This is a genomic window from Streptomyces sp. NPDC094143, from assembly GCF_040303825.1.
Taxonomy (GTDB): domain Bacteria; phylum Actinomycetota; class Actinomycetes; order Streptomycetales; family Streptomycetaceae; genus Streptomyces.
In genome coordinates this window covers 38,634-62,232 of the sequence record NZ_JBEOTZ010000023.1, presented here as the reverse complement: position 1 = coordinate 62,232, position 23,599 = coordinate 38,634, and the positions used below count along the sequence as shown (strand labels likewise).

18 protein-coding genes and 1 pseudogene are annotated in these 23,599 nt (G+C 70.1%); 7 read left to right on the top strand and 12 right to left on the bottom strand.

The genetic code is table 11. From position 1 onward, the window contains the following. The first annotated feature begins 113 nt into the window (after positions 1–113). Both ABTZ58_RS26470 and ABTZ58_RS26465 read left to right on the top strand, forming a co-directional pair. Positions 114–290, top strand: a complete 177-nt coding sequence (locus ABTZ58_RS26470) for a hypothetical protein (protein WP_351361494.1) — start codon at positions 114–116, stop codon at positions 288–290. 33 nt (positions 291–323) lie between these two features. Next, positions 324–623 carry a hypothetical protein gene (locus ABTZ58_RS26465; RefSeq protein ID WP_351361491.1) on the top strand — a complete coding sequence of 100 codons (300 nt, stop codon included), beginning with the start codon at positions 324–326 and terminating at the stop codon, positions 621–623. A gap of 875 nt (positions 624–1,498) precedes the next feature. Here the strand turns inward: ABTZ58_RS26465 and ABTZ58_RS26460 are convergent. From ABTZ58_RS26460 to ABTZ58_RS26435, 6 genes are all read right to left on the bottom strand, one after another. Further along, positions 1,499–2,092 carry a hypothetical protein gene (locus ABTZ58_RS26460; protein ID WP_351361488.1) on the bottom strand — a complete coding sequence of 198 codons (594 nt, stop codon included), beginning with the start codon at positions 2,090–2,092 and terminating at the stop codon, positions 1,499–1,501. Further along, positions 2,085–2,726, bottom strand: a complete 642-nt coding sequence (locus tag ABTZ58_RS26455) for a hypothetical protein (protein WP_351361682.1) — start codon at positions 2,724–2,726, stop codon at positions 2,085–2,087. The genes ABTZ58_RS26460 and ABTZ58_RS26455 overlap by 8 nt, the downstream gene beginning before the upstream one ends. A gap of 32 nt (positions 2,727–2,758) precedes the next feature. Next, positions 2,759–4,111 carry a hypothetical protein gene (locus ABTZ58_RS26450; RefSeq protein ID WP_351361485.1) on the bottom strand — a complete coding sequence of 451 codons (1,353 nt, stop codon included), beginning with the start codon at positions 4,109–4,111 and terminating at the stop codon, positions 2,759–2,761. A gap of 12 nt (positions 4,112–4,123) precedes the next feature. Beyond that, positions 4,124–5,644, bottom strand: a complete 1,521-nt coding sequence (locus tag ABTZ58_RS26445; RefSeq protein ID WP_351361482.1) for a putative T7SS-secreted protein — start codon at positions 5,642–5,644, stop codon at positions 4,124–4,126. Then, complete coding sequence (locus ABTZ58_RS26440; RefSeq protein ID WP_351361479.1) at positions 5,641–5,964, bottom strand: DUF6317 family protein; 324 nt, start codon at positions 5,962–5,964, stop codon at positions 5,641–5,643. Before ABTZ58_RS26440 ends, ABTZ58_RS26445 begins: the two co-directional genes overlap by 4 nt. Before the next feature lie 89 nt (positions 5,965–6,053). After that, positions 6,054–6,353, bottom strand: a complete 300-nt coding sequence (locus tag ABTZ58_RS26435; RefSeq protein WP_082319687.1) for a WXG100 family type VII secretion target — start codon at positions 6,351–6,353, stop codon at positions 6,054–6,056. 360 nt (positions 6,354–6,713) lie between these two features. Here ABTZ58_RS26435 and ABTZ58_RS26430 point away from each other — a divergent pair, with 360 nt between their 5' ends. Next, positions 6,714–11,408: an FtsK/SpoIIIE domain-containing protein gene (locus ABTZ58_RS26430; RefSeq protein WP_351361476.1), complete on the top strand. Its 4,695-nt coding sequence runs from the start codon at positions 6,714–6,716 to the stop codon at positions 11,406–11,408. Positions 11,409–11,640: 232 nt separating this feature from the next. Here the strand turns inward: ABTZ58_RS26430 and ABTZ58_RS26425 are convergent, their stop codons facing one another. Both ABTZ58_RS26425 and ABTZ58_RS26420 read right to left on the bottom strand, forming a co-directional pair. Continuing rightward, a complete protein-coding gene (locus ABTZ58_RS26425; RefSeq protein WP_351361473.1) occupies positions 11,641–13,509 on the bottom strand; it encodes a serine/threonine-protein kinase in 1,869 nt (622 codons plus the stop codon). A gap of 95 nt (positions 13,510–13,604) precedes the next feature. Continuing rightward, positions 13,605–14,453 carry a menaquinone biosynthetic enzyme MqnA/MqnD family protein gene (locus tag ABTZ58_RS26420; protein WP_351361470.1) on the bottom strand — a complete coding sequence of 283 codons (849 nt, stop codon included), beginning with the start codon at positions 14,451–14,453 and terminating at the stop codon, positions 13,605–13,607. Positions 14,454–14,773: 320 nt separating this feature from the next. Between ABTZ58_RS26420 and ABTZ58_RS26415 the strand changes: the two genes are divergently transcribed. Further along, positions 14,774–14,977 carry a cold-shock protein gene (locus tag ABTZ58_RS26415; protein WP_003974443.1) on the top strand — a complete coding sequence of 68 codons (204 nt, stop codon included), beginning with the start codon at positions 14,774–14,776 and terminating at the stop codon, positions 14,975–14,977. 219 nt (positions 14,978–15,196) lie between these two features. After that, positions 15,197–15,841 (top strand): class I SAM-dependent methyltransferase, encoded by a 645-nt coding sequence (locus ABTZ58_RS26410; RefSeq protein WP_351361467.1) that lies wholly within the window; start codon positions 15,197–15,199, stop codon positions 15,839–15,841. A gap of 81 nt (positions 15,842–15,922) precedes the next feature. Here the strand turns inward: ABTZ58_RS26410 and ABTZ58_RS26405 are convergent. The 3 genes and pseudogenes from ABTZ58_RS26405 to ABTZ58_RS26395 form a co-directional block, all read right to left on the bottom strand. Beyond that, positions 15,923–17,039, bottom strand: a pseudogene (locus ABTZ58_RS26405) (sugar ABC transporter substrate-binding protein). 105 nt (positions 17,040–17,144) lie between these two features. Continuing rightward, positions 17,145–19,064 carry an AMP-dependent synthetase/ligase gene (locus ABTZ58_RS26400; RefSeq protein ID WP_502996123.1) on the bottom strand — a complete coding sequence of 640 codons (1,920 nt, stop codon included), beginning with the start codon at positions 19,062–19,064 and terminating at the stop codon, positions 17,145–17,147. Between the two features lie 229 nt (positions 19,065–19,293). Continuing rightward, complete coding sequence (locus ABTZ58_RS26395) at positions 19,294–20,583, bottom strand: acetyl-CoA C-acetyltransferase (RefSeq protein ID WP_351361461.1); 1,290 nt, start codon at positions 20,581–20,583, stop codon at positions 19,294–19,296. A gap of 124 nt (positions 20,584–20,707) precedes the next feature. Between ABTZ58_RS26395 and ABTZ58_RS26390 the strand changes: the two genes are divergently transcribed. Beyond that, on the top strand, positions 20,708–22,015 hold the full coding sequence (locus ABTZ58_RS26390) for a 3-oxoacyl-ACP reductase (protein WP_351361458.1): 1,308 nt from the start codon (positions 20,708–20,710) through the stop codon (positions 22,013–22,015). Then, entirely contained in the window at positions 22,015–22,860 is an 846-nt protein-coding gene (locus tag ABTZ58_RS26385) for a MaoC/PaaZ C-terminal domain-containing protein (RefSeq protein WP_351361455.1), read from the top strand. The genes ABTZ58_RS26390 and ABTZ58_RS26385 overlap by 1 nt, the downstream gene beginning before the upstream one ends. On the opposite strand, the gene ABTZ58_RS26380 is transcribed toward ABTZ58_RS26385, so the two are convergent. Further along, positions 22,848–23,513, bottom strand: a complete 666-nt coding sequence (locus ABTZ58_RS26380; protein WP_351361452.1) for a TetR/AcrR family transcriptional regulator — start codon at positions 23,511–23,513, stop codon at positions 22,848–22,850. The genes ABTZ58_RS26385 and ABTZ58_RS26380 overlap by 13 nt on opposite strands. Positions 23,514–23,599: the final 86 nt, after the last annotated feature.

Here is a 23,599-nt window from a genome sequence, read left to right as displayed (position 1 = left end):
CGCCATCCACCCACAGGTATGGGCAGCGCTCGTACCGCACTTCTGTCACAGGGAGCCACTGTGCAGCGCCCCGCATCGCCCGTCATCGTCCTGATGACGACGGGACACTGCTGTTGACGGCCTGCGGTAGCGGGAACGACGAGTCGACCGACAACGACAAGGTCGCCAACACCAGCCAGAGGGCTGGGATGCCCATAAGGCCCGCCGAACCGTCAGCGGCACAGGCCGGGGTCAAGCCCGACGGCGTAGACGTGTCCCTGCCCAAGGACATGAACCTCGTCTTCGACTGAAGTAACTCACAAGACGCGAACGAGGCTGCTGCCATGGATGACGCCGCCATCTTCCTCCGCGCCAACTATCGCGGCGTCGACCAACGTTCCGTCGAGGACGCTACCGTCACCACGTACGCCATCGGTGATGGGCTGCACTATGCAGACACGCAGATCAACGCCTGGATCGACGGCGACTGGACCGCCACCGGAACACCGCGCCACTACGACGCCACCACGCGCTCGGCCCCGAACGGCAAGTCGGTGGAGGTGGCGTTCTGCGCGGTCTCCGGGAAGTTCTTCAGCAAGGAGACCAAGTCGAAGAAGACGCTCAAAACCGAGCCCAGCATCTAGGACTTCGACTACTTCAAGCTCGCCATGGTCAAGTCCCCCACGGGCAGCGACCCGTGGCAGGCGTCCAAGGTGTTCGTCGAAACGAAGGCACAAGATTGCCGATGAGCGGACTGCGAAGCACTGCCTCAACGTTCGTAGGGCTGTGCCTACAGGTATTGCCGGAGGATTCTCAGGGCTGATCCGGCGGAGACTCCCCCGCAGTCCCCCCCCCCCCCGCTCGGCAGGCACCATGCACAACGTGGCCACCGACTGGTCAGCCAAACGCGAGTCACCTCGTTGGCATCCTCCGGTCGCCACCACTTGGCGGTGACCACACCCACGTCTTCCAAGCCTGAAGGGAACAGGGCGTATCTGATGAGACCTGCTGACCGCTTGTGACCGATGCCAAAGCGGCCTCTCCTTTTCAGCTCGGCACGGACCCGAATCATCGGCCCGACCTGGCAGAGTGAGATGCCGGACGTCCGGCTCGATGGCCGCCTCGGCTTCAAGGGACTGCGGGAGTAGAGGAACTACTTCGGCCGGCGCCGGCCTCGGTTTTTCACTGTCGCCGTACGTGTTGAGCCTCACATCCGCGACGACCTGTCCTTCCGGCGTGTAGCGAGCAGCCGCAAGGTTCGACTGCTCCCTGTTGAGATCGAGCGCACGACTTCTGAGGTCCAGGACCAACTTTCGCGTCGTCACCGCGAGTCTGGCAGGTTCAAACTGTGTCGAAGCAAGCACCGTGGCCACGCCCAGGCCTCGGCCAATCGACGCTTTCCAACGTCAGGTCGAGCCAATCCGGCTGGAGGTCAAAGTGATACACAGGCCCGTCGACCGACACATGAACTCCGTTAGCGTTCACCATCGTGTCCTGCCGACGAGGGCTGGAGCCCACTCTAGAGGTCCACCGTCACAGTCTGGGCGATGCTGTCCGCGGCCTCTTCCAATTCCTGTGTGATACCAGGCACCGTCCATGACACCAGCAACATGACGGCGCTCTCAGCGCCGGCCGGAAGAATTCCGTACGTCAGTGTCTCCATCAGCACGCCGGGCCCGCGGCGTGAAGCCGGACCAGCGGCGAAATCCTGACGGATGCGTACGGCGTGGCCGATCGGCAGGTCCACACGCGAGATCTGCGGAGGCCCGAAGTCGTCAGCGCTGAAGGTCTCAGCCAGCCAATCCAATGTGATCGTGGGAACCGTCTCGTCAGGATGGAGCAGATCGACTTCCAGAATCGCCAGAGCACTGTCGAACCCGTCGGGGAAGAAGGCGAACGCATAGAAGGGCTCTCGGCTGCGGCTGTCTTCGGCCCGGGCGAGCAACTCCTTCCGCAGCGTCCGCTTGTCCAGTTCGTATCCCGCCGCTGCGCTGCGGTCTCGTAGTTCCGCTGCTGTGCTCTTGGCCCAGCCCTTGACGTCGTCCGACGGCTCGACCGGAAGCGGCACCCAGTCCGTTGGTACGACGATGCCGCAGGCACTGATATTACTCATGTCCGCCGTCACCGCCCACCCAGGCCAACGATGCGGCCACAGCGTCGAAGAGTTCAACCATGGCGTCCGCAATCTGCACCAAGGGCGTCGAGAAGGTCAGCAGCAGCCATGCGTCAGCTGCGGGGACCGGCAGTTGGTAGTCGAGCGTGACCGACGGAAGAGCCTCGCCGGGTGAACCCGGCATATGGGGTGGAACTGGCTGCTCGGACTGTCCTGTCGTTCTGCGAGTGCGCACCGCAGGCCCCGAAGGCAATTCGACGACGGACACTTCCAGGTCCTCGTCGGCGGAGAGGTGGGCAGCGATGTCCTGCGCCGTGAGCTGCCCTCCACTCCTCTGCGGCAGAAACGTGACGAGCAGAGAAGCAGGGATGGTCAAAGCGCCAGCCTTCTGCAGGCTCAAGTAGAGCTCGATACCACCGTCCCGGAACGCTGCGGCCGCTTGGGACAAGAGGCTGTCCCGCAACTGCTGCTTGAGGTGCGGTGCGTTGTCGACCCCCTCGAACTGCCGATTGATCAGTGCGTCGACTGAGCATTCACGGAACTCCGGTTCGATGCGCACGCGGAACCACCCCTCCGGCAGAAGTAGGCGGTAGTCAGTCGGCGGTGGTGCCACGTTGTCCGTGCCTTCCAGCATGTTCACGGGTGCTCCGGTCCGGTCGGCTGCTCTCATAGGGGGGCCTCTCCCTTCTCGATCACCTTGTCGTATGAAAGGCGGCTGACAAGCGCAATCGTCGCTGCGGGAACCAAGGATGCGGCGATGGTCAGCGCGGACAACAAGCCCGCCACGAACGCCGACGAATCGTCGCTGAAGAGTCCGGCGAGCAGCACGGCGCTGAAGAGCGAAAGCGCGAGAAGTTCGTTCCTGCCGATGACGGAGCGGTGCCAATCAGTTTCTCGGCGGACTTCCTTTCCCTCCATGGGTGACATTTTGCGGACATCCGCACGAAGCATGTGCCCCTGCCACCAGCCGCTGCTGTCCTTGTCTCGGCCCAGCTTCTCGTCCGACACAGGAACTCCCAAAGCCGCTTGCAGTTCTTTCCATCGCTCGGGTCCCTGCTGTCCCGCGAACCAGTCCTTCCAAGGCAGCAGCGCCCGGGCTTCACCTCTACCGTCCCGGAGCTCCACCGCGAGCGGCTCTCCCGTCGCAGGAACGACAAGTCGCACCAATCGCGCTACACCGTGCATACAGGCCCGTCCGAGCCAGCGCTCTTCCCCCACCGTATTGGTCAGGATCACATCGCCGGGAAGCACACGCACGGAGGCCGTTCGCAAGAACCGTCGGGTCGCGCTGCCCGCCGGCGATGGCCTGACCACCAGGGCGTCAGCGAACACATTGGTTTTCTTGTTCCGCCACCAGGCCGTGACGCGGACAGCGCCATCCGATGCAGGGATCAGGAGGAGAGCGCAGGCAGCAACAGGCATGGCCCACGTCAGATCAGCGGAGAAGGCGGTGACGAGAGCGACGAACCATCCGAACATGCCGAGCCCTCGTACCCAACTGTGCCAGCGCGGCAGGTGGGCATGGACAGCACGATCCGGCCGGCTCCCAGTGCTGTCGCCCTGAACTTCCGCACGACCGCTGGGCGAGCCCTCCTCAAGCGCGATCCCGAGGGTGGCGACCAAGTCGCTGAGTCCGGTCCGCTCCAGACACTTCAATGGTGCAAGGTCCATGGCGCCGACCACACCAGCCTCAGGCAACCATGCTGCGAGCGGTACTTGCAGGAGGTCTCGTTCCCCCTCCCCCTTGAACGTCAGGACGCCCCAGCGTTTCCAGGGGTGCTTCTGCACCGTCTCCCAGAGATCAGCAGGCGGATGGAAGACCGCACGGCGAATACCATCGACACCGACCGCGTACCGGCGTTCCCCGAGCCGAGCGTCCCGCACCACCAAGGTGCGCCCTTCAACATACAGACGGGCCCGACGCACGACCTGCGCGTGATGGGGCAGCGCACCCGCGGGACGCGCCGTCGGCTCGGTCGGTTGTGGTAGCGACGCACTCAGTCGAGGCTGCTCAGCCATTGCTTACCCTGATCATCCGTTACTCGTTGTGGTGGCATCCTTGATCCCGGTTGCCGACCAGACGCCGTCGTCCAATCCTTGCACCCCAACAAGATCACCGATCTTCCCCGTGATCTCGCCCTTGTCAAGCAAGTCGGTAGTGGACGCTACGGCTGTGGAGCCCGCCCAGATCCGGGTCTGAGTCTCGAACACGTCGCTTGCGGCTCTCACCGCGTCGTCTGCACGCAGACCGTCGGACATCTGGTCAAGGCTCCTTTGCAGGCTCGTGATTCCGGGATCATTCAGTCCCGGTCGAACCCCCGACCAATTGTCGGCCTGCCCAAGCTGCCGGATATTACTCCAACGCAGGTCTTTGACCGCTTTGAGGCTGTCCATCGATTCTCTGTAGATCAGTTTCGGGTTGAAGGCATCCGCCATCCGCTGTGCACCGGGGAACCAGCCCTTTGGCGCCTTGGCGATCGCCTCGACACCAGCCTTGCCGCGCAAGGCTCCGGCGCTTTCTCGATTGGCCCGCTTCCAGGCGTCATTGACAGCCTTCTTATACGCGGCAGAGCCGGGTTTCGCCTTGATGCCCTCTCTGAGCGCCTTCGCTCTCACAGATCGCCCAAGGGTTTTTGCCGCCGCCGACGCGCCCTTCGCGCCGGCGAGGGCGCCTCGACCAATACCCAACGTAGCAATGCCCACGACGTCGAGGGCGACGTCGAACCAGCTCCCCTTACCTCCTAGCGCCAGGAGGGTGTGTCCCACGAGTGAAACCAGGGTGGCCACCAGGGCTATGGTGCCGAGAACACCGGCAAGAACCTGCCCGACAATCGGGATCCATCCGACCATGAGTGCCAGCGTCCCGCAAACGGTCGATACCCAACCGGAAACCTTGAGGACGTCCTCTATCCATCCGGAATTGTCGTTGACCCAGTCCTTGAACTTGTCCCATGCGTCGTCTTTCAGGCCATCGTTATCAATGGCATGCCGGATGGAATCACGTGCCCTCTTTGCGGCAGCATCACGTACGTCCTTGGCTGCTTCCAAGTGTTTCTTGGCTCGTTCCAGAGCCGCACTCGCCTCGTCCTGGCGCTTCTCCAGCTTCTTGCGGTCCGGATCATCGTCGTCTGTTGATTTGGGAAGTTTGCCGATCGCGGTGCTGCTTGCGTACTGCTCGTCATGAGCGTCTCGGGCATCACGGAGCGCCTTGTCAGCCATGGCCTGGGCGCGATGAAGTTCCGAGGCGTACTGGCTTGAGCAGCCGCCCTCGACTACCTTCTCCCCTAGGGCATCAGCGGCGGCGTCGTAGCGCTTGAACGCCTTCCGCAACTTCCCTTCAGCCTCTTCGGCATCCTTACGGAACTCTTCGGCCGTCTTGCTCTTCCACTCATCAACAGACGAAAGCGCTTTGATTTCGTCCGCTTGCTTTTTGATGGCCTCGGCGGTCTTCCTCAGCTGTCGACCCAGCTTGGCAACCTCATCCGGATCGCCGGGGATCGGGTCGGCAGCCTCCCCGATAACTGCCCACTCTTCGGAGCGCGGTCGTGTCACTTGGCGCCTCCCCCGGTAGCGGGCTTCTTCTTACCTGCGTTGCGCAACGCCTCGGCAAGCTGGTGATCAACGTCCTCATACGTCTTCGCCGCCGTGGAGAGCAACTTGGAAAGATTCTCCAGCTCCTCCGTGAGACGCTCACGATGAATCTTCCAGTTGTCACCGAAATCGTCGAAGACATCGACAAGCCCTTGGTCGCCCAGGGTGGCCACCCCCAGCCCTTCGGCCGGGTTGGCGTTCTTGTCGAACTCCCGGTGGATCTTCGACAGAGCCTTGGCGCTTTCCTTGATACGTTCGATGTCCGCAGTCTGGTCCGACACAGGTCCCCCCGCTGCGAGGCGTACTGGTGCAACCCGGGCGGGGCGGGTCACAGTACCCGCCCCGCCGGTATGAATCTTCTAACACAAGGTCACTTACGAGCCTGCTTGGCCAGTTCCTCGTCGATCTGCTCGAACTTGTCCGCCGCCATGGTCAGGTAGTCACCCATGCCGTCGAGACCGTCCAGCGTCGTCTTCGTGCCCTGCACGAACTCGTCGAAGTTCTCGTCGAACGCCTTCGACGAGCTCTTCGTGACATAGCCGGACTGCACGAGGTTGTTGATGTACTTGCGGAGGCCCTCGAGCTTCTCCTGGAGCTTTTCCTTCTCCTTCACGACATGCTTGGCCGCTTCCCGCATGTCCTGATATGTGATGTCAAGGTCCTTGGCCATGAAGCCGCTCCCTCTCGCAACGCCGCAGGGCCAACCCCCGTGGCTCCCTGTGTGCGGACTCATCGGCGCCTAGGCCGAGTTGCCGATCGCACGTGGCAACCGGTGTGATCGTCCGCTCTTGCGCCTGCAGCTTACGGGTGTGGCCTGCGGTGCCACATCCCCGGTTGTGAACGAGCGGTCGGGAAAGCGTGCACGAGATTGCCATCGGGAACGTCTCCGCGCCTCCCCATTGCCCCGTCACCGCACCGAACGGATATCGTCCTTACGGCTGTGACCCCAGTGCCGGGAAGTGACTGGAGCGGGCGCAGCAAGGGACACCACAGCGGCCACACCGGCCCAGTGGCACGGGGAGGACAAGTCGTGCGCCTGACTCTGACCGTCGTCGACCCGTACGGCGGTGCCGCCGCCGACGTCGTGCTCGATGCCGATCCTGAGTCCACCGTGGGGGACATCGCCCAGGAGCTCGCCAAGCAGGTCGGGCACAGCGGGGCGCAGGTCATCCCGCTCGGGCAGCACCGGCACGCGCCGGCCAACAACGCGCCCCTCGTGTACGTGGACGGATACGCCGTCGATCCCGCCGCCACCGTCGTCGGCTCGCCCCTGCGCGAGGGCGCCGTCGTCAGCCTGCAGGATCCCTCCGGGTGTCTGCCGGGTGAGCCCACCGGGCTCGTCGAACTGCGGGTGGTCGGCGGGCCGGCCGCCGGGTTCGTGCACCGGCTCGGCGTGGGGCGGTACGACATCGGCAGCGGGGCCGCCTCCTACGTCCGGATCGACGATCCCGAGGTCGACGCCCGGGCCCTGACGCTCTCCGTCGCCACGGACGGGACCTGCCAGGTCGCCGTCCACTCGGACAAGGAGCACGTCACCCTCGACGGCACCCCCCTCGCCCCCGAGGACGACAAGCAGGAGTCCAGCGTCAAGGACAGGCGGAAGAGGGCGGAGAAGAAGAAGGACAGGAAGAAGGAAAGGAAGAAGGACAAGAAGGGCGACGGGGGCTCGGAGAAGGCGGACGGGCCGACCGAGTGGCCCCTCGGGGCGCAGATCGGGATCGGCAACACCCTTCTCGAACTCACGCGTTACACCCCGCCGAACGCCGCCCTGAAGTGGTCCGACGACGGCATCGGGCTGGACTACAACCGGCCCCCGCGGCTGCGCCCGCCCGAGCGGCAGACCACCTTCCGGCTGCCCTCGGCACCCCGCGAGTACGAGGCCCGGCCGCTGCCCTGGCTGATGGCGCTGACCCCGCTGGTCGGTGCCGTCGTGTCGGTGATGATCTTCCAGCGCTGGTACTACCTGATCATGGCCGCGCTGAGCCCGGTCCTGCTCTTCGCGAACTACTACAACGACAAGAAGCACGGGCGTAAGTCCCACGCCAAGCAGGTCAAGGAGTACGAGGAGCAGAAGGAGCGGATCGAGAAGGACGCTCAGGACGCCCTCGTCGCCGAGCGGAACGACCGGCGGCACGCCATACCCGACCCTGCCACCGTCCTCGCCCTGGGGACCGGGCCGCGTACCCGGCTGTGGGAGCGGCGGCGTACCGACCGCGACCATCTGCTGCTCCGCGTGGGGACCGGGCAGTTGCCCTCCGAGGTCGTCCTCGACGACCCCGAGCAGGACGACCACCGCCGCCAGGTGACCTGGAGGATCGAGGACGCCCCGGTCGCGCTGCACCTGCGCACCCTCGGTGTCGTCGGCATGGCAGGCCCCGGTGACTCCGCCCGGGCGCTGGGGCGTTGGGCCGTCGCGCAGACCGCGGCGCTGCACAGCCCGATGGACGTGCAGTTCTACGTGCTGAGCGAGAACGCCGCGCGGGAGTCCTGGGACTGGGTGCGCTGGCTGCCGCACGCCCGGCCGTCCGGCGGGCAGGACGTCAACGCGCTGGTCGGGACGGACGCCGAGACCGTCGGCGCCCGGATCGGGGAGCTGACGCAGATCCTCGACGCCCGCAAGAAGGCCGCCGAGCAGAACAGGTCGCAGGGCTCGACCTTCAGCGACCCGGACATCGTGGTGGTGTGGGACGGGTCGCGGCGGCTCAGGTCCCTCCCCGGCGTCGTACGGCTGCTGCGCGAGGGGCCGTCGGTGTCCATGTTCGCCATCTGCCTCGACGCCGAGGAGCGGTTCCTGCCCGGCGAGTGCCAGGCGTACGTCGTGGCCGAGCCGAAGGCCGAGGAGCACGAGCCGGACCGGCGGGTCCAGCAGCGGGCCCGGCAGGCACAGCCGGCACAGCAGGCGGCCGGGGGTTTCCCCTCCTTCCAGGCCTGGCACGCCACCGCCTCGCAGCCCGAACAGGCAGAGCGGGCCGATAAGTTGCGGCTGCGCGTGGAGGAGGCCGGTGCCGAGCGGCTGCAGGACGTACGGCCCGACTTCGTCTCCCCCGCCTGGTGTCTGCGCCTGGCCCGGTCGCTGTCGCCGCTGCGGGACATCAGCGGCGAGACCGAGGACTCGGCCCTGCCGGGCTCCAGCCGGCTGCTGGACGTGCTGCGGCTGGAGCCGCCGACGAGCGAGGCGATCGTGGCGCGCTGGCGGATGGGCGGGCAGTCGACGCTCGCCGTGATCGGTGAGTCGTACGACGGGCCGTTCGGGATCGACATCCGCAAGGACGGTCCGCACGGCCTCATCGCCGGTACGACCGGATCGGGCAAGTCGGAGCTGCTGCAGACGATCGTGGCGGCGCTGGCGGTGGCGAACACGCCCGAGAACATGACGTTCGTGCTGGTCGACTACAAGGGTGGCGCGGCCTTCAAGGACTGTGTGCATCTGCCGCACACCGTCGGCATGGTGACCGACCTCGACGCCCATCTCGTGGAGCGCGCGCTGGAGTCGCTCGGTGCCGAGCTGCACCGGCGCGAGCACATCCTGGCCGCCGCCGACGCCAAGGACATCGAGGACTACCAGGATCTGGTGCGCCGGGACCCCTCGCACCGGCCGGTGCCCCGACTGCTCATCGTCATCGACGAGTTCGCCTCGATGGTGCGCGACCTGCCCGACTTCGTGACGGGGCTGGTGAACATCGCCCAGCGCGGCCGTTCCCTCGGTATCCACCTGCTGCTGGCGACGCAGCGGCCGTCCGGCGTGGTCTCCCCGGAGATCCGCGCCAACACCAACCTGCGGATCGCGCTGCGCGTGACGGACGGCGGCGAGTCGACAGACGTCATCGACTCGCCCGAGGCCGGGCACATCTCGAAGAGCACGCCGGGCCGTGCGTACGCCCGGCTCGGGCACGCCTCCCTGGTCCCCTTCCAGTCGGGACGCGTCGGTGGCCGGCGGCCCGGCGCGGCCGACCCGGCCGCGCTGATGCCCTGGGTGTCCCCGCTGACCTGGGAGGATCTCGGCCGGGCCGCGCTGGCCAAGCCGAAGGCCGAGGCGCGGGAGGACGAGGAGATCACCGACCTGAAGGTCCTGGTCGACACGATCCGGGACGCCAACCGCGCGCTCGGCATCCCGCCCCAGCACAGCCCGTGGCTGCCCGCCCTGGACGAGACGCTGCTGCTGGACGAGATCGAGGTGCCCGCGTTCGCCGGTGGTCCCGGGAAGCTGGCCCCCGCCCCGTACGGCATCGAGGACCTGCCCGCCAGCCAGTCGCGCCGCCCGGTCGTGGTGGACTTCTCGACCTTCGGGCACCTGATGATCGGCGGTGCCCCGCGCAGCGGCCGCTCGCAGGTGCTGCGCACCCTGGCCGGCTCGATCGCCCGCACCCACTCCGTGGCCGACGTGCACCTGTACGGCATCGACTGCGGCAACGGCGCGCTCAACGCCCTGACGCGGCTGCCGCACTGCGGGGCGGTCGTCGGACGCAACCAGACCGAGCGGGTGGTGCGGCTGGTCAACCGGCTCAAGGGCGAGATGAACCGCCGTCAGGACGTGCTGTCGGAGAAGGGGTTCGCGGACATCGGGGAGCAGCGGGCGTCGGTCGCCGAGGACGAGCGGCTGCCGCACATCGTGGTGCTGCTGGACCGCTGGGAGGGCTGGGTGCCCACGCTGGGCGAGATCGACCACGGCTCGCTCACGGACGAGTTGCAGACGATGATGCGCGAGGGTGCGAGCGTCGGCATCCACCTCGTCCTCACCGGTGACCGGACGCTGCTGGTGGGCCGTATCGCCACGCTCACCGAGGACAAGTACGGTCTGCGGCTGGCGGACCGGAGCGACTTCTCGGCGCTGGGGATCCCGGTGCGCAAGGTGCCGGAGGAGATTCCGCCGGGCCGTGCCTTCCGCAACGAGTCCGGTACCGAGACGCAGTTCGCGCTGCTCGCCGAGGACACGAGTGGTCAGGGCCAGGCGGCGGCGCTGGCGGCGATCGGCGAGGCGGCCACCGCGCGTGACGCCGACGTGCCGCGCTCGCGCCGTCCGTTCCGCGTGGACAGCCTGCCCAGCCGGATCTCCTTCCCGGAGGCGTGGGAGCTGCGCGACCCGGACGCGTCCCGCTCGCGGCTGTACGGTCTGGCCGGTATCGGCGGCGACGAGATCGTCGGCTTCGGGCCCGATCTCGCCGAGGGCGTACCGGCGTTCGTCATCGCGGGTCCGGCCAAGTCGGGCCGCTCGACGGTGCTGCTGAACTTCGCGCACTCGTTCCTGGCCCAGGGCACGCGCCTGGTGATCGCGGCACCGCGCCAGTCGCCGCTGCGCGGGCTCGACGGTACGGACGGTGTGCTGAAGGTCTTCACCGGTGACGACATCGACGAGGACGACTTCGAGGAGCTGATCGACCAGGCGTCCCCGGAGGAGCCGATCGCCGTGCTCGTCGACGACGGGGAGATCCTGGAGGACTGCGACGCCGAGAGCCAGCTGAAGAAGCTGGTCTCGCGCGGCGCCGAACGCGGCCTGGCCCTGGTCATCGCCGGTGACGAGGAGGACGTGTGCAGCGGCTTCTCGGGCTGGCAGGTCGACGCGAAGAAGGCCCGCCGCGGCATCCTGCTCTCCCCGCAGGAGTCCTCCAGCGGCGACCTCATCGGCGTCCGTCTCTCCCGCAGCATGGTCGGCGGCCAGGTCGCCCCGGGCAAGGGCATGCTCCACCTCGGTGACGGGGAGTTGCGCACGGTCGTCGTCCCGGGGTGAGGCGTTGAGCGGCGGTCCGGCGAAGCCGAGGTGGAGGAAGGCGGCGGGGGCGGCGCTGCGGTACGGGCACCGGCCGGGGGCGCCCGACCGCCGCTGAGGCGAGGAAGCGGGGCCGGGGTTGCGCTGGGCTGCGTGGTGCTCCCGCGAGCCCCCGGGGGCTGTCTTGTGCTCCGCGGCTTCGCCGCCCTGCTGATGCCGTACTGGCCCATGAGTAGGCCGCGCGGGTCGTCCGCTACCGCACTTTCGACAGCCGGGCCTGCGGGCGTCCCGACTCCGCGCTCTCCGAGCGGTACTGCAGATCGTCGCCGGTCGGGATGAGGCGGACGGTGGTGGGGGCCGGGTTGCAGCCGCTGTGGTTGGTCTTCGCGCCGACCGACGTGGCGACCAGCTCCTTCTTCGTGACCTGCTTGAGGGTGAGGACGTCGACGCAGACGCCGCCGAGCTGGTCGGTCTGGCGCAGGCGGCCCAGCTCCTGGCCGACGGCGGCCCGCTGGACGGTGATCCGGAAGGCGCCGAGCGGCAGCCTGCCGTCCAGGGCGGTGCCCTGACCCTCCCAGGTGCCGAGGTAGGCGGCGGGCACCGTACCGGACGGGGCGGAGCTCGCGGTCGCCCCGGGCGGTGAGTAGGCGTCGCCGCTGCCCGAACCCGCGTCGTCGCCGCCGCCCCCGCCCGGCAGCAGGTCGAGGACGAGGACCGATCCGATGGTCACGGCCGCCATCGCTCCGGCGACGGCCAGCGCGACGGTGCAGCTCAGCTTCCGCACCCGCCCCTCGCCCTCGGACGCGGAGGTGGCGGCGACGGAGACGGAGACCTTGCCCGGCCGTCGGCCGGCGGCGGGGACGGCCGTCTCGTCCCGCCCTTGTGCGTCACGGGGTTGGGACTCGTCCGCGGGTGCCGGGGCGGACGAGGCGGGCGAGCCTGGCGGGGCCGACGGGGAGGCCGGTGAGCCCGGTGAGTCCGGCGGAGCCGACGGGGAGGCCGCCGAGGCCGGTGAACCCGGCGGAGCCACCGGGGAAGCCGCCGAGGCCGGTGAACCCGACGGGGCCACCGGGGAAGCCGCCGAGGCCGGTGAACCCGACGGGGCCACCGGGGAAGCCGCCGAGGCCGTCGGCCCGTTCATCACCGGCGGCGGCCCGAACACCCCCGCGACCGGAGGCCCGGGCACCCCCGCGACCCCCACGGCCCCGCCCGTCTCCGCATCTGCCACCGACGGACGGCTGAACCCCACCGGCCCCGAGGGCGCGCCCGTCCCCGTCGCCTCCAGGTTCAGCAGGCGCACGGCGCTGCGGCTCACCTGCTCCACCAGCGTCCCCGGCAGCCACCCGCCCGCCACCAGCCGGGCCGCCCCCTCGGGGGCGAGCCGCCGGGCCAGTTCCGCGGGGGCCGGCCGCGCGCCCGGGTCCTTGGCCAGGCAGGCCGCCGTCAGCGAGCGCAACTCGCCTTCCAGGAGACCGAGTTCTGGCTCCTCGTGCACCACCTTGTAGAGCAGGGCGGCCGAGGAGTCACCGGGAAAGGGCGGTTCGCCGGTCGCCGCGTACGCGAGGACCGCGCCCAGGGAGAAGACGTCCGCCGCGCCGGTGACGCCCTTGCCGAGGATCTGCTCGGGCGACATGTAGCCGGGCGAGCCGACGGAGACGCCGGTGGACGTCAGGGACGCCGTACCGTCGGTGGCCCGGGCGATGCCGAAGTCGATCAGCAGCGGCCCGTCCAGGGTGAGCAGGACGTTCGACGGCTTCACGTCGCGGTGGACCAGCCCCAGCTCGTGCACCGCCGCCAGCGCCTCGGCGAGCCCCGCCCCCAGCGCCCGCACGGTGTGGGCGGGCAGGGGCCCGCCGTCGGCGACCGCGGCGGACAGCGGCGGTCCGGCGGCGTACGCCGTCGCCACCCACGGCACCCGCGCGTCCGGGTCCGCGTCCAGCACGGGCGCGGTCCAGGCACCGCCCACCCGGCGCGCGGCCTCGACCTCGCGCCGGAAGCGCGCCCGGAACTCCTCGTCCAGCGCGAAGTGCGGATGCACGATCTTCACCGCGACGGTACGGCCCCCGGCGCTGCGGCCCAGGTAGACCCGGCCCACCCCTCCCCCGTAGGCGCGTGGGGGCACTCCCCACCCCGGCGCGCCTGCACCTCCCAGCAGAGTAGTGCCGGGGCACCGCCCCCCTCACGGCCGGAGCAGACCCGGCTTCACGGCGGCCCCCCTCACGGCCGGAGCAGGTCCACCTTCACGTCGGCCGGGAAGCCGGTCGTCGGGCCGACCCGCCGGGCGAACTCGGCGACCGCCTCCAGCTGGGGTCCGCCGAAGCGGAAGTCGAGGGTGGTGAAGTACCGGGCGAGGGTCTCCTCGTCGAAGGCCTCCCAGCGGGCGGCCTGCTCGGCGACCTTGCCGACCTCCTCCAGGGAGAGGTTGCGGGAGTCGAGGAACGCCGCGTGCACCTTGCGTGTGATGACCGGCTCGCGCTCGGCGTAGTCGCGGCGCGCCGCCCAGACCGCGAAGACGAACGGCAGCCCCGTCCACTCCTTCCACAGCGCGCCCAGGTCGTGCACGTCCAGGCCGAAGCGGGGCCCGTCGACCATGTTGGCCCGCAGCGCCGCGTCGCCGATGAGGACGGCGGCCTCGGCCTCCCGCATCATCAGGCTGAGGTCGGGCGGGCAGGTGTAGTAGTCCGGCTGGACGCCGTAGCGCTCGGCGAGGAGCAGCTGGGCGAGTCGGACGGAGGTGCGGGAGGTCGAGCCGAGGGCGACCCGGCGGCCGTCCAGCTGGTCCAGGGGGACCTGAGAGACGATCACGCAGGACATGACCGGGCCGTCGCAGCCGACGGCGATGTCGGGGAAGGCGACCAGGTCGTCGGCGTGCTTGAGGAACTCGACCAGGGTGACCGGACCGATGTCGAGATCGCCCTGCACCAGCTTCTCGCTGAGCTTCTCCGGGGTGTCCTTGGTGAGCTCGAAGTCGAGGAGCGTGCCCGTTCTGGCAAGCCCCCAGTACAGGGGCAGGCAGTTCAGGAACTGGATGTGGCCGACGCGCGGCCGGGTGCGAGGATTGTCCACATCGTGAGGCTAGCCCTCACGGCTCACGGGCCCGCGTCCGGCCCCGCCGTCGGGGCGCGGACCGCCGATCTCGTCCGTACCGCCAGTCGGCCGGGGGATGTTCAAACATTCGGGTGACGTGATCTTGACCCCTATTGCATTCCGGGGCCCGCGTGCTAGGCTCGTCGCAAGTTGCAGTTTGGTTTCCCTTGCAGTACAGAGCCTGCGGAGCATGTGACCGCGGGCTCTCGTCGTTCTCAGACATATGCAGTTGTGCAGAATTCTTCTTCACACTTGCTGGTTCTGGAGCAGGGCAACCCTTTTGAGCCCAAGGAGGGCTTATGGCTACCGGAACCGTGAAGTGGTTCAACGCCGAAAAGGGCTTTGGTTTCATCGCCCAGGAGGGCGGCGGCCCCGACGTCTTCGTCCACTACTCCGCGATCAATGCGCAGGGATTCCGGTCCCTGGAGGAGAACCAGCAGGTGTCTTTCGACGTCACGCAGGGTCCGAAGGGCCCGCAGGCTGAGAACGTCACGCCGGTCTGATCAGCAGTACCCAAGGAGCCCCGCGCCGCAAGGCGACGGGGCTCCTGCCCTTTTCGGGCCCTTTCGCCGGATGAATTCCGGACGAATTCGGTCTGTGGGACGGCGGACGGCCGGGGAAACACCGGAAGAACAGTGGGCCGGCCGGGGACACCTGCCGGGCGGCCGGGGATGCCGGTGGCCCGGCCGCGCTGTCAGTGGGCCGCAGTAGGGTCACGGCCCATGACCGACGCCGACTTCCTCAGTGAGACCCGTACCTTCTACGACGCCGTGGCCGAGGAGTACGCCGAGCACTTCCGGGACGCCACCACACCGCTGGACCTGGGCGTGCTGTACGGGTTCGCGGAGCTCGTGGGCGAGGGCGGCGAGGTCGCCGACCTGGGCTGCGGGCCCGGGCGGGTGACGGCGTACCTGGCGTCCCGGGGGCTGTCGGTGTTCGGGCTGGACCTGTCGGAGTCGATGCTCGCGATCGCCCGGCGCGAGCATCCCGCGCTGCGGTTCCGGCAGGGCTCGATGCTGGACCTGGACCTGCCGGACAGCTCACTGGACGGTGTCGTGGCCTGGTACTCCACCATCCACACCCCCCTGGAGCACCTGCCCGCCCTCTTCGCCGGCTTCCACCGCGTCCTGCGCCCGGGCGGGCACCTGCTCCTCGGCTTCCAGTACGGCGAGGAGCCCCGCCGCTACGAGGAGGCCTTCGGCCACCGGGTGTCCGTGAGCTTCCACCGCCGGCGGCCGGAGCGGATGGCCGCCCTGCTGGAAGAGGCCGGTTTCACCGTGCGCGCACGGACGGTACGGGAGGCCGACGAGGAGCGCGGGGAGCCCGTCCCCCAGGCGGCCCTGGTGGCCCGCAGGCCGAACGCCTAGCCCCTGCCCCGGCCGCGCTCGCACCGGCCGCGCTCGCACCGGCCGTCCCCGCGCAGTGCGCGCAGCGGCGGGCGAGCCGGCCTATCCGAGTCCGACGGCCGCGCAGTCCGCCCGGTACTTCGCCGTGCAGATGTCCTTCACCGTGTAGACGCCGTCGGTGATCACGGTCTCCTCGATGTTGTCCTTGGTGAGGGCGACCACCGGCACCAGCATCGCCGGGATGTTCTTCTGCGTCGGGCTGTCGACCGTCTCCCGGGTCAGGGCGGCGAACTCGATGGAACGGCCCTGGACCTTGGCCACGGCGATCTTCGCGGCGTTGGTCGCCTCCAGCAGGAAGGACTTGTACACGGTCATGTACTGCTCCCCGGACACCACCCGCTGCACCGCGTCCAGGTTCGCGTCCTGCCCGGTCACCGGCGGCATCCTGGTGGCGCCGGCCTCCTTGAGGGCTTCGATGACGGCACCGGCCATGCCGTCGTTGGCCGAGTAGACCGCGGCGATGTCGTTCAGTCCGACCGCCTTGATCGCCTTCTCCATGTTGGCCTTGGCGATGGCGGGCTTCCACTCCTTGGTGTCGTACTGCTCGACGATGTCGACCTGGCCCTGGAGTTCGCTCAGCGCGCCGCTCTTGAAGCGTGCCGTGTTGGGGTCGGCGGGGTCGCCGTTCATCATGACGACCTTGCTGTTCTCGGCCTTCGCGCCGAGTTCGCCGATGATCGTGCACCTGCCCGACGAGTTCGTTGTCGTGGGAGACGTACGCGTCGATGGGCCCCTCGGCGAGCCGGTCGTAGGCGACGACCGGGATGCCCGCGTCCTTGGCCTTGCGCACGTCCGGGGCGATGGCCTTGGAGTTCAGCGCGTCGACGAGGATGACGTCCACCCTGTCGGCGATCATCTGCCGGAACTGCTCGCTCTGTCGGGAGACGCTGGCCTCGGCGTTGGCGTAGCGGACCTTGCCCTGGTTGTCGGTGAGGGAGGCGACCTCCCGCTTGATGAGCGGGTAGTCGAACCTCTCGAAGCGTGCCGTGTCCCGGTCGGGCAGCAGCAGCCCCACCGTGATGTCGTTGCCCTTCTTCCCGCCGGCCGAGTCGTCACTTCCCCCGTCACCGCACGCGGCGAGGGACAGAGCCGATACGGAGACCGCCAGGCCTATGGAGAGGTGACGCACGGTGGCCCGGCGGGTGTTACGCGCTTTCACTGGTGCTGCCTTCCGATGGGGGGCATCGCGACGAGGTGGCAGAAAGCCAACGGGGAGACACCGTGCGTCGTCAAGGACCAGGTGTGAAGACTCCGCAAAGGTGACTCACCGCGCGTACAAGCCCTCCACCTCCGTCGCGAACGCGCGCAGGACCGTCTCGCGGCGGAGTTTCATCGTCGGGGTGAGGTGGCCCGCCTCCTCCGTGAAGTCCTGGGGGAGGACGGCGAAGCGGCGGATGGACTCGGGGCGGGAGACGAGCTTGTTGGCCTCGTCGACGGCGCGTTGGAGGACGGCGCGCAGGTCCTCGTCGTCGACGAGGAGGGCGGGCGGGACGGGGTGTCTGCCGTTCATGCGGCGCCAGTGGGTGATGCCCGCCTCGTCGAGGGTGATCAGCGCGGTGACGTAGGGGCGGCCGTCGCCCACGACCATGCACTGGGAGATCAGGGGGTGCGAGCGCAGCCAGTCCTCCAGGGGGGCCGGGGCGACGGACTTGCCGCCCGCGGTGATCAGGAGTTCCTTCTTGCGGCCGGTGATGGTGAGGTAGCCCTCGTCGTCCAGTTCGCCGATGTCGCCGGTGGCGAGCCAGCCGTCGGGCGCGGCGGGGACGACACCGCCGGCCTGTGGGTCCCAGTAGCCGCGCAGCACGTGGTCGCCGGCGACGAGGATCTCCCCGTCGGCGGCGATCCGGACGCGGGTGCCGGGCAACGGCCAGCCGACGGTGCCCAGTCGGGGCTTGAGGGGCGGGGTGACGGTCGCCGCGCCGGTGGTCTCCGTCAGGCCGTAGCCTTCGAAGATCTCGATGCCGGCGCCCGCGTAGAACGCGGCGAGGCGGCGGCCCAGCGGGGAGCCGCCGCAGATGGCGTAGCGGACCCGGCCGCCCATGGCGCTGCGGATGCGGCGGTAGACCAGCGGGTCGTAGAAGGCGCGGGCGGCCTTCAGGGCGCGGGAGGGTCCGGGGCCGCTGCCCGACTGCCGGGCCTCCACCGCCTCTCCGTAGCGCTGCGCCACCGCCGCCGCCCGGTCGAAGGACGTGGCCCGGCCGCTCGCCTCGGCCTTGGCGCGGGCGGAGTTGAAGACCTTCTCCAGCATGTACGGGATGGCCAGCAGGCAGGTCGGCCGGAAGCCGGCGAGGTCCGGGAGCAGGTCGTCGGCCTTGATGCTCGGCGCGTGCCCGAGCCGGACGCGGGCGCGGACGCAGGCGACCGCGACCATGCGGCCGAACACGTGGGACATGGGCAGGAACAGCAGGACCGAGGCCTCTTCGCTGGTCCTGGCCCTGAAGACGGGGTAGAGCAGTTCGATGGCGTTGTCGACCTCGGCGAAGAAGTTGCCGTGGGTGAGCGCGCAGCCCTTGGGGCGGCCGGTGGTGCCGGAGGTGTAGATGAGGGTGGCGAGGGTGTCGGGGCCGAGCATGCCGCGCCGCACCTCGACCTCCTGGTCGGTCAGGTGCGCCCCGGCCTCCGCGAGCCGGTCCACGTGGCCCTTCTCCACGACCCATACGTGCTTGAGGTCGGGAAGGCGTTCGCGCTCGGGGCCGAGGGCCGCGGCCTGTGCGGTCGTCTCGGTGAGGAGCGCGACGGCGCCGGAGTCCTGGAGGATCCAGCGGGCCTGGAAGACGGAGGAGGTGGGATAGACGGGGACGGTGACCAGTCCGGCGGCCCAGGCGGCGAAGTCCAGGACGGTCCACTCGTAGATCGTGCGGGCCATGACGGCGACCCGGTCGCCCGGCATCAGACCCTCGGCGATCAGCCCCTTCGCCACGGCCTGCACCTGTCCGGCGAACCGGGCCGCGGTGACGTCGTTCCAGTGCCCGTCGGCGTCCTTGCGGCTGAGCGCCACCGCGTCCGGGGACGCGCTCGCGTTGTCGAACGGCAGGTCGGCGAGCGAGCCGTGCGTCCACGGCGGTGCCAGCGGCGGCACGGACGCCTCCCGCACCGCTCCGTCGAGCCGCTTGGTCTCGGGCTCGACCAGGACCGGTCCGCCGTACACGTCGCCGTAGGCGGAGGAGGGATACGCAGTGGACACGGGCGGCTCCTGGGGCGTGCAGCGAAGGACTGCTTGCTGCATGACGTACGTGCCTCGCACGCCGAGGCGCTCAACCGGCTGAACCCCCAGAAAGGGGTTACTGCCGGCAGGAAGGGGATCCTACGGCGCTCACGTGGCGGCCATGTGCGGGTCCGGGGATGGTCCGGGGCCAGGCCTGTGCAATCTCGGAGGTTACGTGAGGGTCTTTCAGGTTCCGCGTCCCGCCGGTTCAGGCCCGCTCCAGGATCGCCGTCACGCCCTGCCCTCCCGCCGCGCAGACGGAGATCAACCCCCGTGCGGGCGCGTCCCGTTCGGCGAGCAGCTTGGCCAGGGTGGCCACGATCCGGGCACCGGTGGCGGCGAAGGGGTGGCCGGTGGCGAGAGAGGAGCCGGCGACGTTCAACCGGGCCCGGTCGACCGTGCCGAGGCCCCGCTTCTCCCAGGCCGCGAGGGTGGCCAGCACCTGGGAGGCGAACGCCTCGTGGATCTCGACGAGGTCGAAGTCGTCCAGACCGAGACCGGCCCGCTCCAGCATGCGCGGGACCGCGTACGCCGGCGCCATGAGCAGGCCGTCCTCACCGTCCGCGACGTCCCCGCCGACGAAGTCGACGGCCGCGGTCTCGTACGCGGTGAGGTAGGCCAGCGGCTCCAGTCCGCGCTCGCGGGCCCAGTCCTCGCTGGCCAGCAGCACGGTCGCCGCGCCGTCGGTGAGCGGGGTCGAGTTCCCCGCCGTCATGGTCGGTTCGGGGTGGTCCAGGCCGAACACCGGCTTGAGGGCTGCGAGTTTGTCCACCGTCGAGCCGGGGCGCAGGTTCTGGTCCCGGGCGAGTCCGCGGAAGGGCATCACCAGGTCCTGGAAGAAGCCGCGTTCGTACGCCGCCGCCAGCCGCTGGTGGCTGGTCGCGGCGAGTTCGTCCTGCGCCGCGCGGCCGATGCCCCAGGCCCGTGCGGTGACGGCGGCGTGTTCGCCCATGGACAGACCGGTGCGCGGCTCGGCGTTGCGCGGGATCTCGGGGACGAGGTGGCCCGGGCGCACCTTCGCCAGGGCCTTCATCCGTCCGCCGAGCGTTTTCGCCCGGCGGGCTTCCAGCAGGATCCGGCGCAGGGAGTCGTTGACGCCGAGGGGCGCGTCGCTCGCGGTGTCCGCGCCGCCCGCGATCGCCGAGTCGGTCTGCCCGAGGGCGATCTTGTTGGCGGCGGCGATGACGGCCTGGAGGCCGGTGCCGCAGGCCTGCTGGATGTCGTAGGCGGGGGTGCGCGGGTGGAGCTTCGAGCCGAGGACGGTCTCGCGGGCCAGGTTGAAGTCGCGGCTGTGCTTGAGGACCGCGCCGGCGACGAACTCGCCGACGGCCCCGGGTCCGCCCAGGTCGTACCGCTCGACCAGGCCGTCCAGGGCGGCGGTGAGCATCTGCTGGTCGGAGGCGGTGGCGTACGGGCCGTCGGAGCGGGCGAAGGGGATGCGGGCTCCGCCGACGATCGCCACGCGCCGGACCGACGGCGACAGCTGCTGGGGACTCATCTCGACCTGCTCCTCGCCCGTGACATGGTCTTACCTCCGGTAACATTACTCCAGAGTAAGAAGGATTGCCCCCGCACAGCCCTCAAGCGCCCCCGTACAGCCTGCATCGGAACTGGGAGTTGGCATGGCCGACCGCTATCTACGCTTCACGGGTACCGCGCCCGGCCGTTTCCTCACCCGCAGGCTCGGGCTGCCGCAGCCCGCGGCGCTGGTCCGCTGGTCGCCCGAGCGCCCCGCCCTGGAGGGGGGCCTGCGCCACCTGACCGCGGGGGCGTCCGCCCTGGACCTGGCACCGGTCCTCGCCCGGACCGGACTCGGCCCGGCCGGTCCGCAGCGGGCGGCCGCCGTCGTCCTGGACGCGACCGGGGTGCGGGACGTCGAGGGCCTGGCCGCGGTGCACGCGGCGCTGCACCCGGTCGTGGGGTCGGTCGTCCCGAGCGGCCGCGTGCTGGTGCTCGGCGCGCCGCTCGACCCGGCCGACCACCACCAGGCCGCGGCCCAGCAGGCCCTGGAGGGCTTCACACGCTCGCTCGGCAAGGAGATCGGCCGGGGCAGGACGGTGAACCTGGTCCGGCTGACGGACGCGGCAGCCGCCGAGTCGACGCTCCGGTTCCTGCTGTCGCCGAAGTCGGCCTATGTGAGCGGCCAGGTCATCGAGGTGGGACCGCTCCGGGAGCCCTCCGCCACCCCGGACTGGGACCGTCCCCTGGCCGGCCGCACCGCCCTGGTCACCGGCGGCGCCCGGGGCATCGGTGAGGCCGTCGCGGAGACGCTCGCGCGGGACGGTGCCCATGTCGTCGTCCTCGACGTGCCGCGGGCCGAGCAGGACGCCCGGCGCGTCGCCGGGCGGATCGGCGGCACGGCCCTGCCGCTCGACATCACCGCCGCCGACGCGGGCGCGCGGATCGCCGAGGCCCTCCCCGACGGCCTGGACCTGCTGATCCACAACGCGGGCATCACCCGCGACCGGCGGCTGGTGAACACGCCGGCCGAGCGCTGGGCCGCCGTGCTGGAGGTGAACCTGGCGAGCGTGCTGCGCACGACGGACACCCTGCTCGAGGCCGGCACGCTCAAGCGCGGCGGCTCCGTCGTCGCGACGGCCTCGATCGCCGGTCTCGCCGGGAACGCGGGCCAGACCAACTACGGGGCGAGCAAGGCGGGCGTCGTCGGCCTGGTCCGCTCCCTCGCCCCGCGTGCGCTCGACGAGCACGGCGTGACGGTCAACGCGGTGGCGCCCGGCTTCATCGAGACGAAGATGACGGCCGCCGTCCCGCTGTTCATCCGCGAGGCCGGCCGCCGGATGAACTCCCTGGCGCAGGGCGGTCTCCCGGCCGACGTCGCCGAGACGACCGCCTGGCTCGCCCACCCCGCCTCGGGCGCGGTCAACGGCCAGGTCGTGCGCGTCTGCGGCCAGAGCCTGCTGGGGGCCTGATGGCCGGCGCCGCTCTCGTCCTCACCGGGTCCCCCTCCCTCGCCCCGCTGCTGGCCCGCGGTGCCCTGCTGTCCCCCTTCAAACGGCCCGCCCCGGACGCGGAGTTCCCGCGCACCCGGCTCGTGCTGCCCGGCCTGCGGGTCGACCTCGGGCGGCTCGCGGCGTACGAGCGGGTGTGCGGCTTCCCCACCGGCGAGGACGCGCTGCCGGTGACCTATCCGCACGTGCTGGGGTTCCCGCTGGCCATGCGGCTGCTGAGCGAGCGGGCCTTCCCGCTGCCGCTGCTCGGGCTGGTCCACACGTCGGTCACGGCCACCCGGCACGCGAGGATGCCCGCCACCGGCACGTACGAGCTCGCCGTCCACGTCGAAGGGCTGGCCGCGCACCGGCGCGGCACCCAGGCCACGGTCGTCACCGAGGCGCGCGCCGGCGGGGACGTCGTGTGGGAGTCGCGGAGCACGTACCTGGCACGGCACGGGCGTCCCACGGGGGCCCGCCAGGAGGACGAGGCGCGCAAGCCGCTGCCCGCCGTCGCCGAGTGGCGGCTCGCCGGGGACGTCGGGCGCCGCTACGGGGCCGCGTCGGGGGACCGCAACCCGATCCACCTCCACCCGCTCACCGCCCGGCTGTTCGGCTTCCCGCGGGCCATCGCGCACGGCATGTGGACGGTGGCCCGCTGCCTCGCCGCGCACGGCACACCCGACTCCTGCCGCGTCCGGGCGGACTTCAGGGCACCGGTGCTGCTCCCGGGGACGGTGACCTACGCGGCGGACGACCGCGGCCGGTTCGAACTGCGGGGCCGGGGCGATCGCCTCCACGTCACGGGGGACGTCTACCCGGCGTGAGACTCCGGCTGCTCCTCCGGGGGCTGCCAGGGCCGTCCCTCCATGAGGTCCCCGAGGCCGGCCCAGGCGAAGTTCATCATGGTCGCGGCGGCCTGGCGGGCGGTGACGCCCGGGGTGGCGTTGGCCCAGGCCGCCAGGGACTCGGCGGCGCCGACCAGGGCCTCGGCGAGCCCGGCGACCTCCCGCTCGGGCAGGTCCGGGTCCCGGTGCGCCTCGCGGGCGCCGGCGAGGATCAGCTGCGTCACGAACACGACGATCTCCTCGCGCATCGCGGCGACTTCGGCGGCGAAGGGCTCGCCGTGCGTACGGGCCTGGAGGTGCAGGATCGACCAGGCGTCGGGGTTCTGGGCGGTGTGCGCGAAGAACGCGCCGAGACCCTCCCACAGTTGCCGGTCGGCGGGCAGGTCCCGCCGGACACCGGCGCGCACCGCCTCGACGAGGGCCTCGGCCTCCCGGCGGATGCAGGCCGTGAAGAGGTCTTCCTTGGAATTGAGGTACAGGTAGACCAAGGGCTTGGACACGCCCGCCAGTTCGGCGATCTCGTCCATCGAGGCGGCCATGTAGCCGCGCTGGCCGAAGATGCGCACGGCGGCGTCCAGCATCTGCTGTTCACGGACCGCACGCGGCATCCGCTTCGTCTTCACGGCACCCATACCGCTTAGCGTACGGGCCCCCCGGCCGGCGCTCCGTCGGATGAACCGATGGAGGGCCGGCCGGGGGGCCTCACCACGCCAGTGCG